Here is a 16,592-nt window from a genome sequence, read left to right as displayed (position 1 = left end):
TAAATATATTATTCCGACGTAATGTATGACTTTTGACAATCCAGATCTCACTGCAGTCTGGTTAACCGTCAGGCTAGCTGCGCTTACCACTTTAATCCTGATCATTGCCGGCACACCCATTGCATGGTGGCTGGCACACACACGCTCGTGGTGGAAAGGACCCGCCGGAGCGCTGGTGGCATTACCTATTGTGCTGCCACCTACCGTGCTGGGTTTTTACCTGCTGGTTGCGATGGGCCCTGATGGCCCAGTTGGCCATTTCACTCAATCGCTGGGTTTGGGACTCCTGCCATTTACTTTTTGGGGACTGGTGGTCGCCTCGGTTTTTTACTCGCTGCCTTTTGTGGTGCAGCCGATACAGAATGCGTTCGAAGCCGTCAATGAACGTCATGCCGAAGCGGCCGCTACGTTACGCGCCTCGCCGCTGGATACTTTCTTCACCATAATATTGCCCCTGGCCAAACCCGGCTACCTTACCGCGATGGTGATGGGGTTCGCGCACACGGTGGGCGAATTTGGCGTCGTGCTGATGATAGGCGGCAATATCCCGGACAAAACCCGCGTGGTATCGGTGCAAATATACGACCAGGTGGAGGCGATGGAATATGGCCACGCGCACGGCCTGGCTGCAGGCATGGTGATCTTTTCCTTCCTCGTCCTGTTGGGTCTGTACACGCTTAATCCTACCGGTCGACGCAAATGAATTCGGCTATCCGCGCCCGCCTCAAGCTCGATTACAGCGGATTTTCTCTGGATGTCGATGTTGAACTGCCCGGGCGTGGCGTCACTGCGCTGTTCGGGCCTTCTGGTTCCGGAAAGACGACACTGTTGCGCTGCATTGCCGGACTTGAGCGCGCCCCGGATGGTTTTTTACAAGTCAATGGGGCAGTCTGGCAAGACCATGCCAAGCGGGTTTTCCTGCCCGCATACCAGCGCCCTTTGGGTTATGTATTCCAGGAAGCCAGCCTTTTTCCCCACCTCGATGTACGCCGCAATCTGGAATACGGCATGAAACGGGTGCCGGTATCAGAACGGCGCGTTTCACTGGATCAGGCCATCGAATTGCTGGGCATCGGTGCATTGTTGGCGCAAAAACCCGATACGCTTTCCGGCGGCGAGCGCCAGCGGGTAGGCATCGCCCGCGCATTGAGCGTAAGTCCGAAAATATTGCTCATGGACGAACCGCTTGCCGCACTCGATCTGGCACGCAAGCAGGAGATACTGCCGTTTCTGGAACATCTGCACGACGAACTGGAAATACCGATCCTGTACGTCAGCCATGCGCCAGACGAAGTCGCCCGACTGGCCCATCATATCGTCGTCATGGACGGCGGCCGTGCCCTTGCAAATGGCCCGTTGAGCGAAACCCTGGCACGTCTCGATTTGCCGATTCGCCTGGGTGAAGATGCCGGCGTGGTGATCGACGCCAATGTCGGGGCACGCGACGAAACCTGGCACCTGCTACGCGCAGATTTCGCTGGCGGCAGCTTGTGGGTGCGGGATACAGGCGCGGCGGTAGGGGCGCCCGTACGGGTAAGAATTTTGGCGCGCGACGTGAGCCTGGCATTGGTGCGCCCAGACCACACCAGCATTCTCAACCAGCTGCCCGGCAACATTGTCGCGTTGGCCGACGATGCTCATCCCAGCCTTGCCCTGGTTCGCATACAGGTTGGGGACACGCCGCTACTGGCCCGTGTCACCAAACTCTCCGCTGAAACGCTGGGTTTGGCGCCCGGAAAACCGGTATGGGTGCAAGTCAAGTCTGTCGCGCTGATGCGATGACTTTTGGTACGGCGCCGCCCCCCGGATGGACCGGCAAAAACCCGAATCAGGTTTTATAGAATGTAGCGCACCAGATCTTCGCTCACCGCCAGGTTTTTCAGGCGCGCATCCACAAAGTCAGCGTCCACATTGACCTGTTGACCCGTATATTTTCCGGCATCGAACGAAACCTCCTCCAGCAGGCGCTCCATCAGCGTGTGCAGGCGTCGTGCGCCGATGTTTTCGGTGGTTTCGTTGACCTGAAAAGCGATTTCCGCGAGGCGGCGTATGCCGTCCGGGGTGAAGCTGACCTGCATGCCTTCGGTGGCAAGCAGCGCCTGGTACTGACGCGTCAAACACGCATCGGTGGCCGTGAGGATCGCTTCAAAATCGCCAACCGACAGCGAGTCGAGCTCAACCCGGATAGGGAAGCGCCCCTGCAACTCGGGAATGAGATCCGACGGTTTGGCCAGATGGAAAGCGCCGCTGGCGATGAACAGAATGTGGTCGGTATTGACCATGCCATATTTGGTGGTAACCGTGGTGCCTTCCACCAGAGGCAACAAATCGCGCTGCACGCCCTGACGCGAGACTTCGCCACCGCTGCCTTCATTTCGGCTGGTGATTTTGTCGATCTCGTCGAGGAACACTATGCCGTTTTGCTCGACACTGGCGAGCGCGCGCTGTTTGATGTCTTCCTCGTTCACCATTTGCGCAGCTTCTTCTTCGGTGATGAGCTTCATCGCCTCGGCAATTTTCAGCTTGCGGGTTTTGCGCCGGCCGCCGCCCATATTCTGGAACATGCCCTGAATCTGGCTGGTCAGGTCTTCCATTCCCGGCGGCGCGAATATCTGCGCACTCGCCTGCATGGCGGCAACCTCGATCTCTACCTCCTTGTCATTCAGCGCCCCTTCGCGCAGCATCTTGCGAAATTTCTGGCGCGTGGCGGAATCTTCGGGTTTGGCGCTGGTTTCGGCATCGAGATGGTAAGCGACGTCTCGGGCCGGCGGCAGCAAGGCATCGAGTATACGTTCCTCGGCGGCATCTTCAGCGCGCATTTTGTGCTTGGCCATGTCCAGTTCGCGCAGGTCTTTGATCGCGGTTTCCATCAGGTCGCGAATGATGGAATCGACATCGCGCCCGACATAGCCCACCTCGGTAAATTTAGTCGCCTCTATCTTGATAAACGGGGCGTCAGCCAGCCGTGCCAGGCGCCGCGCGATTTCAGTCTTGCCGACGCCGGTGGGACCGATCATCAGGATATTTTTGGGAGTAATCTCATGACGCAACGGTTCTTCCACCTGGGCGCGCCGCCAGCGGTTGCGCAATGCTACGGCTACGGCACGCTTGGCCGCATTCTGGCCGATGATGTGTTTGTCGAGTTCGTGGACAATTTCTTGCGGGGTCATCTGGGACATGGGTTATTCAAGCACTTCGATCACATGATTCTGGTTGGTATAAATGCACAGATCGCCGGCAATCGCCAGAGACTTGGCTACGATATCGCGCGCGTGCAGATCGGTATTTTCCAGCAATCCGCGTGCGGCAGCCTGGGCATAGGCGCCGCCGCTACCGATGGCGAGAATGCCATATTCAGGTTCCAGCACGTCGCCGTTACCGGTAATGATGAGTGAGTGTTCGCTATCGGCCACCGCCAGCATGGCTTCCAGACGCCGCAGGATTCTGTCGGTACGCCAGTCCTTGGCGAGTTCAACTGCAGAGCGCAATAAATTGCCTTGGTGCTGGTCGAGCTTGGCTTCGAAACGCTCGAACAGGGTAAACGCATCGGCGGTGCCGCCGGCAAATCCCGCCAGAATTTTTTCCTGGTACAGGCGGCGCACCTTGCGCGCGGTGGATTTGATAACGATATTGCCAAGGGTAACCTGGCCGTCCCCACCCAGAGCGACCTGATTGCCGCGCCGAACCGATAGGATGGTCGTGCCGCGATATTGCTCCATAAGTTAGCTTTCTGAGATGAACAGTGAATTTTCTTGCGATGGGTGGAACATGACAGAAACTTAACTGGGGCCGATGGCTGGTTTCTCAACCCCGTGCAGTCATTATCCTGCGTTTATATTTAACCGGCCTTACGTCGCACGACTTCAGCCATCTCGTCCACACCCATGACGATCAGGACGACGTTGACCATTTCATTGCCGCCGATGATGCGCACGCGCTTGCCGGCCTGGAGCAGGTGCATGAGCGCTTCCATGAACAAATTGACGCTGGCGAATTCAACGCGTTGCACATCGGTGAGATCCAGCTCAACTTCCTTGCGTGCACCACAAAACGCACGAAACTCCTCAAACAGCGTGGCACTAGCACCGTTGATTACGCCATGCATCGCAAACGCGTTAGCCGAAGTGCTTTCGATGGCTTCCGCCGCTACCGGAGCAATGCTTTGCGCCACTTCGGCAGGGGTTTCCCAGGATGGCGGGGAAACTTCGAAACGCACCGCATAGTCGACGGCGAGGTCTTCAAATTCATCCTGTTTTCCCTGCACCTGATATAGCTGTAACAAAAGCAGCCAGTGCGCGGGCTCGTGCTGGGCAACATCCCCGGTGTGTTGCTGTAGAAGGCTGATCAGCGCGCCGCTGGCAATTTGTAGCTGAGCACGTTTTTTTTGCAGCTGTGCCAACGCATCCTTGAGTAGCTGGCTACCGGCTGGGGTAACTGAACTGATACCCGACAGATCCAGCTGAATCGCACCTTGCCCTGCAGCGCTCTGCAGCAGAGTGATGCGGTCGGCGCTGGTTTCGTCAAGGGCGCCTTTAAGGCTGAATAACTGGCCGCTGGATTTCGTCGCTTCTGCGGAAATGTTTTTTCCTTGCGGTCTTGTCGTTGCCTCATCTACCCACACCGGAGGGGAGGTTTCGCGTTTTACCGCGTAATCCAGCGCCAACTGATCAAACGCCTCGCGCTGCCGGGTCATGCGGTACAGATCAAACAACATGCGCCATTGCGCATCGCCGGCATCGGCGCCGGCAATATAGGTTTTGAGCAGGGCGATCGCTTCATCGGCTCGATCACTGGCATAAAGCATTGCGGCTTCTTCGATACCGGGAGCTAGCTTGGCACCCGTTTCCACCACATCAATGCCGCCTTGCAAGGGCGCGGAATTAAAGTGCTCTTCTGTTAGAGGTGCTTGATTAATAGCCTCTATCGCTTGAGCTTTGCCTGATTTTTTGGCAGGGCCCGGCTTACTCTTGTCTTTGCGAAAAAACGAAAAATCCAATTTAAAGTACCTTGCTAACGCACGCACTGCGGCCGTGGGACATGTATCGAGAGATGATGACCGGCATGTATTCGAACTATGTGTTGATGATAGGCGCTAAGCATAACAAATATCAAGCGCGCAAACCCACCCGCAGCAATTTTGCCGACACGGCTGTCAATGCAATTGCCCACACGATCACCGCTCCCGATGGCAGGTCAAACAGTGCGGAGGCTGCTAGTCCCAGTGCATAGCCCAGCACACCTATCATATAGGCCACAAGCAGCCCGCGCGTGCGCTGCATGCCGCGCACGGCCAGCGCCGGGACGATCAGGCTGGCGAACACCAGATAGATGCCTACCAACTGTACCGACAGGGTAACTGCACAGGCGAATATCAAATAAAACCCGGTGCGGTCAGGGCGTCGCCTAACGGTGTACCCGATTGCAGCCAGCAATATGGTAACGATGAAGGCGCTAATCAGTTGGGCGTGGCTCACCCATAGTATTTGTCCGACCAGCAAATCCTTCAAGTGTTCACCACCATGCGGATTGTTGGCCAGCAATAGCAGGCTGGCGCTGGCCGCCAGTACAAATAGCACACCGATCAGCGCTTCCTGTGTCTCGGGCCAGCGCTTTTCGGTCCAAGCCAGGCCGAGCGCTCCGACGACGGCCGTGCTCAGGGCTGCCGCCTGCATGCCCCAGCCTTGCGGCTCCCAGCCAAAGCTGTCGGCGGCAATGACACCGAGGCCGGCGATTTGCGCAATCGCCAGATCGATAAAAACAATACCGCGCGCCAGTACTGCGCGCCCCAACGGCACATGGGTGGCAAGCACCAGCATCCCCACGACAAATGCGGGGGCAAGTATGGAAAAATCCAGCATTGCACTGCTCATTCGTTGGCTTTCAACAAACGCGCGACGGTGTCGTCAAACAAACCAAACAGGTCTTTGGCCGCAGGGGTGCCGCCCACGGTAAAAGGCAGCTCAACCGCAGGGATGCCCGCTCGTTCCGATAGCCAGGCCGAGGCGCGCGGATCGTTATAGGCGGAGCGAATCACCATTTTTGCCGGGCTTTGTTTGAGCCGTACCAACACGCCGGTCAACGACGATACGCTGGGCTCCACACCAGGTTTGGGTTCAAGCACCGCAACCTCACGCAGTCCTAGCCAGGCTTGCAGGTAGGGATAGGCCTTGTGCTGCACCACCACCGGCACGCCTTTGAGCGGTGCGGCCTGCGCCTCCCAGCGCAGCAAGGCGGTATTCCAGCGGGTTTTGAAGGCGCTGTGGCGACTGGCGTAATAAGCGGTGCTGGCTGGGTCCACCTGGGTCAGCGTTTTGGTCAAAGCCTCGGCCACCCGCGCAATATTGCGCGGATCGGTCTGGATGTGCGGGTTACCTGCGGCGTGTACGTCGCCGTCCGCGCGATCCAGGCGTACCGGTCTATCCAGCAACGCAACATGTTGTGCGGCCTCGAAATATCCGGGCTGGCCGGGCTGAATGGCCGGGTTGCCGGATTCGCGCAGCAGGATCGGCAACCAGCCGACTTCCAGCTCGGCGCCTGTACATACCAGCAGCGCGGCGTTGCGCGCACGGGCGATGAGCGAAGGGCGCGCCTCCACCCTGTGGGGATCCTGCAAGGCTGTGGTGGCACTGGTGACCTTGACTTTGTCGCCACCGAGCTCTTGGGTCAGCGCGGCCCACTCCGGTTCGCACGCCAATACATTGAGTGCTGCCTGTGCGGGTGCTACGCCTATCCATAGCAGAACAGACAGGCTGCATAGACGAAAAAAATTTGGGTTCATGCTAGCTCCTTAGAATTTATGCGCACCATGTGCGCCCAGGCTCATGATGTATTGCACGGCGAATTGGTTGTCACTGGCGCCGATGCGCGCCTCATCGCGTGCGTATTGCAGGCGAATGCGCGAAAACTCGCTCGGGCTGTAGTCGACCATTGCGGTATTACGGCGTGCATTGTGGGGCGTGAGCACGGCAAAATCAGTGAGGCTCAGGTTCGCACCCAAATGCGGGATGCCACTATCCAGCCGGTCATGGCGCAGACCGGCGCGCCAGTGCGGCATGAATTGGTACACCCCTTGCACGTACCAGCCTGACTGTTTGGATTTGTAGCTATCCGAAATACCGGCACCACAGTTGCCTGGCGCAGCCAAGTCCGCACAGGCCAGTATTCCATCTTCGGTGCGGTGGAAATATTCGCCCTGTAACTTGAAGCTGGTTTCCCGGGCATTCCCGTTGGGCGCCCATTTCCATACAAAGTCGGCGATCCAGGTGCGGCTCTTGCCGCTGAATTGATTGCTGGTGGGATTACCCAGCGCATCGGCATCCTCATAGCTGCGCTCCTGGGGGCTGCTGCCCAGATAGGACAGGCCAGCGCGCCAACTGCTGGATAGGCCGATATCGCCGCCTGCATGAACGAATAGGGTTCCCGCTACACTGCCATTCTTGTTGCGCTCGGTGGCGGGGAAGCTGCGCCCGCGCCCAATTTCCGCGCCCAGCTCCACCAGCAGGTCTTCCGTCGGTGCCAGCCATTTCGCCTGCACGCCATCATCCGCGTACTGGTTGCCGAGAAACGCCTTATAGGGAAGCGGTGCATCGGTGAAGTCCCAGGCGTGCGCATGTTGTGCATTCAGGTAACCGATGCCGGAAAAAAAACGCCCCGCCTGAAACGATAATCCGTTCCCCAGCCCCAGCGTCTGAATGTAGGCATTTTCCACACTCACGCTATTATCGGGTGCGGCCGCCAGGATAAGCGTGCCACGAAAGCTCGGATCAATATTTGCGCTGATGGCGAGCTCGGATTCGCCTAGCGAAAAACTGCGCGCGCCGGGCTCGACTTCACCGCCGCTGGGGATGAAACCGCCGATTTGGTAAGTATTTGGATCACGCTGCAGGTGGTTGTAAGTGCCACTCAGAATCAGCGAAATTTCCGGGTTGAAGGCATTGGCGCCTGGCGGTGCAGATAGTGCAGCCGCGCTGGCGGCCTTTACCGCCTGTCCAGGGGCGGCATCTGCCTGCTGGATGCGCCCTTCAGCTTGGGCTAGGCGGGCCTCCAGCGCGTCGATACGCGCTTGGTAGGCAGATTTCATTTGACGGATTTCGTCGCGAATGATTTCCAGTTCATTGGCGGCGTAAGCGGGGGCGCTCAGCATCCATAGGATGCCGGACGTAATCAGGGTGCGCTTCATGGTTTGTCCTTGTCTGAAAACGAGTAATCCCGACGCTTGCAGGTTGCGTCGAGGAATCAATCACCGGAATCAGGCAAGGTCAGGCGGCGCGCGCGGCTGATAGAGGCGGGTGGTGACAAGGAAATCGGGCAGTCTTGGCGCAAGCACTGCTACAGCGTGGCCCTCGCTGCCAAAATAAAACGTGTTGCTGACCGGCAAAGCGCTCCCAAGGGCGTGTGCGCTCAAGTGTTTGCACACGGGCGAATGTTGCGTACCGGGATGCTCCGACGGATGCACCACGCCATGCACGGCTACCGCCAGCTGCGCCAGCACCAGGCACAACGCCAGCGTCAGGGCAATCAGGGGATGAAGACGACGGGAATGCATGTTGGGGGTGTTCAGCTAACCTGCGCTGCTGGAATCGGTAGCTGTCCACTGGCGTAAGCATCGTGGAATTCGCGCAGCATGTGCTGGACCATATCAGCGTCCATATCCGCCACGATGAATACGAAGCGGCTCTGGCGGCTTTCGTCCGGCCACTCCGGCAATTCTGCGGGAGGATAAAGCACGTGCTGCACCGCATGCAATACGGTGGGTTTGTCCTTGCCCTTCAGATTCACAATCGCCTTCATGCGCAGCAGCGATTTGGCGCGGAAACTGAGGAGCATTTGCAGCGCGGCGTAAATTCCCATCCACTCCAGTGGCTCATCGAAGGTTACGCTGAATGAGCGGATACGGTTATCGTGCACCGCTTCCTCCGCGCGCGGCCTGCCGATCAGCGTGGTAGCCGCGGCCGGTCGATAGCGGCTTGCATTCAGCCATTTGTTGACGTCGCCGGTTTTGCTGGCCGGGTCGTATAGACCGGCGTTGAGAATCAGCGCCGCATCAACCTGCCCGTGCTGCACGGTGATAATGGGTGCGCCCGGGTTGAGCGTGGCGAGGCGCATTTGCAATGCAGTGCAGGTAGCTTGGTCAGCCAGATCGGTTTTGGTAAGCAGCAAACGATCCGCCACCGCCACTTGTTTGACTGCCTCGAAGTAACTGTCCAGCTGTTGCTCACCCAGTACCGCGTCCACCGTGGTGACCACGCCGTTGAGCTGGAAGCGCGCGGCTATCCAGCGCTCATTGATCAGGGTATCCAGTATCGGCGCCGGGTCGGCTATCCCGGTGGTTTCTATGATGACACGCTCGAATTGCGGAATTTCGCCCCGGCTGGATGCCATGAACAGGTTTTTAAGCGTCGGCGATAGCGAGCCCACCACGGTACAGCAGATGCAGCCGCCTGATAGCAACGCCAGCGGCCCGTCGGTTTTTTGCAAAAGCTGATGGTCCAGGCCGATTTCGCCGAATTCGTTCATGATGATGGCGCTGCGCGGCAACTGCCGGATCAGCTGGTTAAGCAGCGTGGTCTTGCCGCTGCCGAGGAATCCGGTAAGCAGGGTTACGGGTATGGGTTCAGTGGACATGATGTTTGATTTCGTGGCTTACCAAGCCAGCTCCCTGCTTTTGCAAATGCACTCTTATTGCAATATGTAGGCCGGCGGGAATGCCCGTCTACCGGTCGCGATGCGCGCACGCATTACATACGCCCTTGATCGAGAGCTCAATGTGCCGTGACTGAAAACCCTTGGGTAACTGGATCGCAAATGCGGTTGTAATTTCGTCCAAGCAGTAAACCTGATCACACTGGGTGCACGTGAAATGCGCGTGTTCGTGCGTTTCGGCCCCACCACTGGCGTTGAAACGCCAAGCCCGGTCTCCCCCTGATACACGATGCGCCAGCTTATTATCCACTAGCCATTCAAGCGTGCGGTATAGTGTTACGCGGTCCACGACACCCTGCGGATCCAGACGCTGGGCAATTTCCTGATGCGTCAACGCTCGTTCCGCACCTAGCAATACAGTGAGTACGCGCGCGCGGACACTCGTGATACGGCCACTGCTGGCGCGTATCATCTCGGCAGCGGGGAGAATCCGTGTATCGAACATGCCTTAGTGGAACACGATTTCTTATTTAATGCAACAATGTTGCGTTTACTTGATCCGCCGGGGACATCTCGGGATTGGCTGCTCAGGTTTTGCGCTTGGCGCGGGGATGGGCGGCATCGTAGGCTTTGGCTAAATGCTGAAAATCCAGACGGGTATATATCTGCGTGGTACTAATGCTGGCATGGCCGAGCATTTCCTGGACCGCGCGCAGATCGCCGGAAGATTGCAGCAGGTGCGAAGCGAAAGAATGACGCAGAACATGGGGATGAAGGTTGGCCTCCAGCCCAGCGCGGCTTGCCCACTGCTTCATTCTTAATTCTATGGCGCGCTGACCCAGATGCGCGTTTCCGCGACCCGGGAACACATAGTCTGTGCCTGTCGGCCGATCTTCCAGCCATTCGGCCAGCGCCTGCGCCGCACGGGTGCCCACTGGCACGATACGGGTCTTGTTGCCCTTGCCGGTAACCGTCACTTCACCGCTGGTCAAATCAAGCTGGGAGAGTTTGAGTTCGGCCAGTTCTGAAAGACGCAGGCCGGAGGAATAAAACAGTTCCAGTATTGCCCGGTCGCGTGTAAGGAGCGTCGTATCCGGTTGCGTCTCAAGCAGTTGCCTGGTCTGATCGGGAGATAGCGCTTTGGGTAATGCTCGTGGCGATTTCGGGGCACGCAGGCTGTCGCAAGGGTTGTGGGTGTATCCATGGCGCTTTACCAGATAATGATAAAAGCCTCGCCAGGCAGAAAGCATGCGCGCCAGGCTTTTGCCGGACAGGCCTTGCGCATGCAATCCTGCGAGCATGCGACGGATATCCTGGGTTTGTAACGTGTCCAGGTCGACTGTACCCATTTTTGCGAACAATACGCGCATATCGCGCGCATAGTTTTCCAGTGTGTGGCGGGACAGCCCGCGCTCGCTGCCCAGATACATCAAGTAAGCTTCGAGCAGGGCTGCTGGTGTCACGGCAAAAGGCGCTGTAAGGCTGCGGCGAGCAGTTCACCCAGGCGTTGCAGATAGAGCGTGCCCATTTGCGGGTAAAACCGCTGCGCATCTTCCGAGGCCAGCACCAGAACACCCATACTGTGTTCTGCCTGCAAGGGCACCGCTGCAAACGAGCGCAGCAAGCTGGCGCCGGCAAACCAGTCAGCCATCTCGTCCATGGGCACGGTACCGCAATGTGGCTGGCTGGTTTGTGCCGCCCAGTTTTTAACGGCTTCGGATACGGCGGCAAATTCGGCGAGCGGTGCCGAGCCATGCCAGATACGCAATGCTACATGGGGAATGCCAAAATCCTCATGCAAATTGAGCTTGAGCACTTGCAGCAGGGTCGGCAATTCGCGTACCGTCATTAATGCCCGGGACAAATGGTGCATTTTTTCAGCAATCGCGTCATTTTCTTCGCCAAATTTGATCAACTCAGCCAACTTTGTTTCCAGCAGCTTGTATTTTTCCCGCAAATTGAGTATCTGCCGTTCGGCAATGGATACTGCGCGCCCATCAAACGGATGGCTCACGCGGATGTCTGTCAGCAAATGCGGATGTTGATCAAAAAATTCGGGGTGGCCCGCAAGATAGCGGGCGATGTCTTCAGTCTGCATAAATTTATCCTAAATCAATTTCGCCTTCGAATACATTCACTGCCGGGCCCGTCATCCACACGGGCGTACCCACGCCTGCCCAGTGAATAGTGAGCACTCCGCCGCGCGTAGCAACTTGTACCGCAGGATCCAGCAAATCTCGTCTGATGCCGGCGACCACAGCGGCGCACGCGCCCGTGCCACATGCCAGGGTTTCGCCCGCCCCACGCTCATACACTCGCAGACGGATATTCTGGCGATCCACGATCTGCATGAAGCCCGCATTCACTTTATTGGGAAAACTTGGATGCGCCTCGATCTCTGCTCCCTGTCTTGCAACCGCTGCCGTCTCGACATCCTCTACGTATTGTATGGCGTGCGGATTGCCCATGGACAAGGCGCTAATCTCCACCACCTCATCTTCGAGCGCAAGTTCGTAAGTCAGCGCTTGCTTACTGGCTATAAACGGTATCTGGTCTGGATCGAAACGCGGCTCGCCCATATTGACGGTAACCTGCCCATCCGCTTCGAGACGCGGGCGGATAATTCCGGAGGCGGTCTCAACGCGGATTTCGCCTTCCTGGGACAGGCCCTTATCATGCACAAAGCGCATAAAACAGCGCGCGCCATTGCCGCATTGTTCCACCTCTCCGCCATCGGCATTAAAGATGCGATAACGAAAATCCGCGTCTTTGCGTGTCGGACGTTCCACCAGCAACAATTGGTCACAACCCACGCCAAAATGACGGTCGGCTATGAATCGCACCTGCTCGGCGTTCAGTTCGACCTGTTGGTGGATTGCATCGAATACGACAAAATCATTGCCCGCACCGTGCATTTTACTAAAGCGAAGTTTCATCCCGTTTTTGTCTCAGATCATCAGCTCAAGGTAATCTCGGTAAATACAGCGATCCATGACCACGATCAGGCCGGCTTGATTAGCCCGCCGCGCAGCTTGCTCATGGATAATGCCCTGTTGTATCCAGATTACCGGACATTCAATTTGAATACACTCTTCAACGAGTTGGGGTATATGTTCTGCAGCACGAAACACGTTGACGATATCCACCGGAAAAGGCAACTCGGCCAGGCAGGAATAGGCTTTTTCGCCCAAGACCTCCTGCACCAACGGCCGCACCGGCACCACGCGATAACCAAATTGCTGCATGTGGCGCGCCACGCCGTGGCTGGGTCGCTTTGGCTGGGGCGACAAACCCACCATGGCAATACTCTTTGCGCGCTGCAATAACGCCTTGATGACATCCGGGTCTGGATTAACGAACACGGCTAGGCGTTAAGCTTGGCTGCCAAGGTGCGCTTTCAGACATCCAGATTGCGCACGCCCAGTGCGTTGGTCTCGATGAAGGCACGGCGTGGCTCCACCTGATCGCCCATCAGCGTAATGAAAATCTCGTCGGCGGTGATCGCGTCTTCAATCTGCACCCGCATCAGTCGACGTACGGTAGGATCCATGGTGGTTTCCCATAGTTGGCCCGGGTTCATCTCGCCCAAGCCTTTATAGCGCTGAATTGCCAAGCCGCGTTTCACTTCATTAAGCAGCCATTCCAGCGCTTGCTTGAAACTGGATACCGGTTGCGCCTTTTCGCCACGCATGGCGCGGGCGCCCACCCCCAGCAAATGCTGTAACACCTGGCTGGTATCGCGTATCTGCGCATAGTCTCCGCTGGCTACGAAATCGGCATCCAGACGCGTAGCCTGAATGTTGCCATGATGGCGACGCAGTATTTTGAGCGTATGCTGCTCGGATTCGCTATCGTATTCCGCGTTAATTTCGACTGCCGAATCCCCCACTGCGGCGGTTAATGCCACGGCCGCGCGCTGTGCATCGTCGGCATTGCTGAGACTGACCGGGGCAATCTCCATCAGCGCGTGCATGACGGCACCATCAATCAGGCGGCTCATGCGCTCAATGACTGCTTCCGCCAGCAGGTAAGATTTGGCAATGTTTTCCAGTGCTTCGCCGTGGATTTCAGTGCCGTTCTGTTCGGCGGTAATCAGACGGGCATCCTTGATCGCCTCCGCAAGCAGAAACTCCTTCAGCTCATGCTCGTCCTTGAGGTAGCGCTCGGTCTTGCCGTGCTTGACCTTGTATAGAGGCGGCTGAGCGATGTAAATGTGGCCGCGCTCCACCAGCTCCGGCATCTGGCGGTAGAAGAAAGTCAGCAACAATGTACGGATGTGCGAGCCGTCCACATCCGCATCGGTCATGATGATGATGCGGTGATAACGTAACTTGTCGGCATTATATTCATCCTTGCCGATACCTGTGCCGAGTGCGGTGATCAGTGTGGCAATTTCCTGGCTGGAGATCAGTTTATCGAAACGTGCCTTCTCGACGTTGAGTATCTTGCCTTTGAGCGGCAGGATTGCCTGGAACTTACGGTCGCGCCCTTGTTTGGCGGAACCGCCGGCGGAATCCCCCTCGACCAGATAGATTTCTGATTGAGCGGGATCTTTTTCCTGGCAATCAGCAAGTTTGCCCGGCAGACCCATGCCATCCAGAATACCCTTGCGGCGCGTCATTTCGCGCGCCTTCCTGGCGGCCTCGCGCGCACGGGCGGCATCTACAATTTTTCCGCAGATAATTTTCGCATCGATCGGGTTTTCCAGCAGAAACTCGTTCAATTTCTGGCTGACTATCTCCGACACCACTGGCTGCACTTCGGATGAGACCAGCTTGTCCTTGGTTTGCGACGAAAACTTGGGTTCAGGTATTTTTACTGAAAGCACGCAAGTCAAACCTTCGCGCATGTCGTCACCGGCGGTTTCTACCTTGGCCTTCTTCGCCTGTTCACTCTGCTCAATATACTGGTTAAGCGTACGCGTCATCGCGGTGCGCAGGCCGGTCAGATGACTGCCGCCGTCTCGTTGGGGGATATTGTTGGTAAAACATTGCACGGTTTCCGCGTAGGAGTCATTCCATTGCATGGAGACCTCTACGATCATGCCGTCCTTTTCGCCCACCGCATGGAAAATATGCGGGTGCAGCACGCTCTTGGAGCGGTTCATGTATTGCACAAATCCCATTACGCCGCCAGAAAAGGCGAAATTTTCACTTTTCCCGTCTCGCTGATCAATAAGTTCGATCTTGACCCCATTGTTCAGGAAAGATAATTCACGAATCCGTTTGGCGAGAATATCGTAGTGATACTCAACCAATCCAAATGTTTCTATCGAAGCCATAAAATGCACTTCTGTACCATGGCGTTCCGAAGGACCTACCTCTACCAACGGCGCAACGGCCACGCCGTGATGAAACTCCATCTGATGCGCCTTGCCATTGCGCCAGATGCGCAACTTGAGCCAGTCGGATAACGCGTTGACGACGGAAACTCCTACACCATGCAGCCCGCCCGATACCTTGTAGGAATTCTGGTCAAATTTTCCGCCCGCATGTAATTCCGTCATTACTATTTCGGCCGCGGATCGCTTGAATTCATCATCCTGCTTAATGTCTGTGGGTATGCCGCGGCCATTGTCCGCGACAGAAACAGAATTATCTGTATGGATAATGACTTTGATGTCATCACAATACCCGCCGAGTGCCTCGTCGATAGCGTTATCAAGCACCTCAAACACCATGTGATGCAAACCCGTCCCATCAGAAGTGTCACCGATATACATTCCCGGGCGTTTACGTACAGCATCCAATCCCTTCAGAATCTTGATGCTGCTGGAATCATACTCATTGCTCATGACAGGTACTTTCTTTGCGTTGGTCGATGTTTCACGTGGAACATCAACATTAAATGCGCATTGGCATTACGACATATTTAAAGCTGGCATCTTCCGGTTGTACCAGCAGCATGCTGCTGTTTGCATCTCCAAACAGGCATTGAACCGCGTCGCAAGACAAATTATTCAATGCGTCCAGTAAATAGGAAACATTGAAACCAATGTCTATCGCCGCGCCTTGATATTCTACCTCCAACTCTTCTTGTGCCTCTTCCTGCTCATTGTTATTACAGATAATGCGCAATTCGTTTGGATTTAATACCAGGCGTACGCCCCTGAATTTTTCGTTGGAGAGAATGGCTACTCGCTGTAACGCCTGCAATAGCGCCACTCTCGATACCTTAAGTACATTTGTGTGGTTGGTTGGAATCACGCGATTGTAGTCTGGAAATTTTCCTTCTATTACTTTGGAAACCAGTTCGATGCGATCAAAGCTGAAAGCCACCTGGTTTTTACGGACTTCTATTTGAATCGGATCATCACTGTCCGCTAACTGTTTGCCTAATTCCTGCACGGTTTTGCGTGGAACGATGATCTCCTGGGGTGGGCTTTCCTGCTCCATTTCTGCGGAAGCAAAGCTCAAGCGATGACCGTCGGTGGCAATCACCATAATCTTTTTTCCATTTAAAACCAGTAACATCCCATTCAGATAATAGCGAATATCCTGCTGTGCCATCGCATACTGAACTCTGGAGATCAGGTGTTTTAGGGTTTTTTGTGGAAGACAGGCGCGGCTTTCCGTTTCCCCGGATGATTCAATTACCGGAAAATCGACGGCGGGCAACGTTTGCAAATTGAATCGGCTCTTGCCTGCCTTGATTTGTATTTGTCCTTCATTGACCTCAAGACGAAGATTGGCTTTATCCGGAAGCGCACGGCAAATATCCAGGAGTTTCTTAGCGGATACGGTAATAGCAAAACTATCTTCTGTTGCGATGGCTTGGGTCGAAGTACGTATCTGGATTTCCAGGTCTGTGGCCGTCATGGCCAAAACACCTGCATTTTTTTCAATTAAAACATTCGACAGTATAGGGAGTGTATGACGTTTTTCCACTACTCCGGTCACTATCTGCAGGGGGAAAAGCAAAGTATCGCGTTCCGCTTCTAGTAATAACAT

The 16,592-nt window shown here is 56.1% G+C and carries 17 protein-coding genes; 2 read left to right on the top strand and 15 right to left on the bottom strand.

Going from position 1 to position 16,592, the window contains the following annotated elements; all coding sequences use genetic code 11:
- Window positions 1–25: 25 nt before the first annotated feature.
- Window positions 26–703, top strand: a complete 678-nt coding sequence (modB, locus tag ACFDAU_RS00085; protein ID WP_413438012.1) for a molybdate ABC transporter permease subunit — start codon at window positions 26–28, stop codon at window positions 701–703.
- Window positions 700–1,782: a molybdenum ABC transporter ATP-binding protein gene (gene modC / locus ACFDAU_RS00080; RefSeq protein ID WP_413438011.1), complete on the top strand. Its 1,083-nt coding sequence runs from the start codon at window positions 700–702 to the stop codon at window positions 1,780–1,782. The genes modB and modC overlap by 4 nt, the downstream gene beginning before the upstream one ends.
- A 53-nt stretch (window positions 1,783–1,835) precedes the next feature.
- On the opposite strand, the gene hslU is transcribed toward modC, so the two are convergent.
- From hslU to dnaN, 15 genes are all read right to left on the bottom strand, one after another.
- On the bottom strand, window positions 1,836–3,179 hold the full coding sequence (hslU, locus tag ACFDAU_RS00075; RefSeq protein WP_413438010.1) for an ATP-dependent protease ATPase subunit HslU: 1,344 nt from the start codon (window positions 3,177–3,179) through the stop codon (window positions 1,836–1,838).
- 3 nt (window positions 3,180–3,182) lie between these two features.
- On the bottom strand, window positions 3,183–3,719 hold the full coding sequence (gene hslV, locus ACFDAU_RS00070; RefSeq protein ID WP_124703712.1) for an ATP-dependent protease subunit HslV: 537 nt from the start codon (window positions 3,717–3,719) through the stop codon (window positions 3,183–3,185).
- A 119-nt stretch (window positions 3,720–3,838) separates the two neighbouring features.
- Window positions 3,839–4,870 carry an STAS domain-containing protein gene (locus ACFDAU_RS00065; RefSeq protein WP_413438009.1) on the bottom strand — a complete coding sequence of 344 codons (1,032 nt, stop codon included), beginning with the start codon at window positions 4,868–4,870 and terminating at the stop codon, window positions 3,839–3,841.
- 238 nt (window positions 4,871–5,108) lie between these two features.
- On the bottom strand, window positions 5,109–5,870 hold the full coding sequence (locus tag ACFDAU_RS00060; RefSeq protein WP_413438008.1) for a metal ABC transporter permease: 762 nt from the start codon (window positions 5,868–5,870) through the stop codon (window positions 5,109–5,111).
- A complete protein-coding gene (locus ACFDAU_RS00055; protein ID WP_413438007.1) occupies window positions 5,867–6,778 on the bottom strand; it encodes a metal ABC transporter substrate-binding protein in 912 nt (303 codons plus the stop codon). The genes ACFDAU_RS00060 and ACFDAU_RS00055 overlap by 4 nt, the downstream gene beginning before the upstream one ends.
- Window positions 6,779–6,787: 9 nt before the next feature.
- Window positions 6,788–8,179: a hypothetical protein gene (locus ACFDAU_RS00050; protein ID WP_413438006.1), complete on the bottom strand. Its 1,392-nt coding sequence runs from the start codon at window positions 8,177–8,179 to the stop codon at window positions 6,788–6,790.
- A gap of 69 nt (window positions 8,180–8,248) precedes the next feature.
- The gene (locus tag ACFDAU_RS00045) at window positions 8,249–8,545 is read right to left on the bottom strand and encodes a hypothetical protein (RefSeq protein WP_413438005.1); all 297 of its coding nucleotides are present in this window, start codon (window positions 8,543–8,545) and stop codon (window positions 8,249–8,251) included.
- Between the two features lie 11 nt (window positions 8,546–8,556).
- Window positions 8,557–9,624 (bottom strand): CobW family GTP-binding protein, encoded by a 1,068-nt coding sequence (locus ACFDAU_RS00040; protein ID WP_413438004.1) that lies wholly within the window; start codon window positions 9,622–9,624, stop codon window positions 8,557–8,559.
- A gap of 88 nt (window positions 9,625–9,712) precedes the next feature.
- The gene (locus ACFDAU_RS00035; protein WP_413438003.1) at window positions 9,713–10,147 is read right to left on the bottom strand and encodes a Fur family transcriptional regulator; all 435 of its coding nucleotides are present in this window, start codon (window positions 10,145–10,147) and stop codon (window positions 9,713–9,715) included.
- Window positions 10,148–10,229: 82 nt separating this feature from the next.
- Window positions 10,230–11,105, bottom strand: a complete 876-nt coding sequence (gene xerC / locus ACFDAU_RS00030; RefSeq protein WP_413438002.1) for a tyrosine recombinase XerC — start codon at window positions 11,103–11,105, stop codon at window positions 10,230–10,232.
- On the bottom strand, window positions 11,102–11,740 hold the full coding sequence (locus tag ACFDAU_RS00025) for a DUF484 family protein (protein WP_413438001.1): 639 nt from the start codon (window positions 11,738–11,740) through the stop codon (window positions 11,102–11,104). Before ACFDAU_RS00025 ends, xerC begins: the two co-directional genes overlap by 4 nt.
- 4 nt (window positions 11,741–11,744) lie before the next feature.
- Window positions 11,745–12,578: a diaminopimelate epimerase gene (gene dapF, locus ACFDAU_RS00020; protein ID WP_413438000.1), complete on the bottom strand. Its 834-nt coding sequence runs from the start codon at window positions 12,576–12,578 to the stop codon at window positions 11,745–11,747.
- Window positions 12,579–12,590: 12 nt separating this feature from the next.
- The gene (locus ACFDAU_RS00015; protein ID WP_413437999.1) at window positions 12,591–13,004 is read right to left on the bottom strand and encodes a CoA-binding protein; all 414 of its coding nucleotides are present in this window, start codon (window positions 13,002–13,004) and stop codon (window positions 12,591–12,593) included.
- Window positions 13,005–13,039: 35 nt separating this feature from the next.
- The gene (gyrB, locus tag ACFDAU_RS00010) at window positions 13,040–15,436 is read right to left on the bottom strand and encodes a DNA topoisomerase (ATP-hydrolyzing) subunit B (protein WP_413437998.1); all 2,397 of its coding nucleotides are present in this window, start codon (window positions 15,434–15,436) and stop codon (window positions 13,040–13,042) included.
- 49 nt (window positions 15,437–15,485) lie between these two features.
- The gene (dnaN, locus tag ACFDAU_RS00005) at window positions 15,486–16,592 is read right to left on the bottom strand and encodes a DNA polymerase III subunit beta (RefSeq protein WP_413437997.1); all 1,107 of its coding nucleotides are present in this window, start codon (window positions 16,590–16,592) and stop codon (window positions 15,486–15,488) included.

Source organism: Sulfuriferula sp. GW1 (assembly GCF_047300855.1).
Classification (GTDB): domain Bacteria; phylum Pseudomonadota; class Gammaproteobacteria; order Burkholderiales; family Sulfuriferulaceae; genus Sulfuriferula.
The sequence above is the reverse complement of the archived record's forward strand: the minus strand, read 5'-3'. Positions and strand labels throughout refer to the sequence as shown.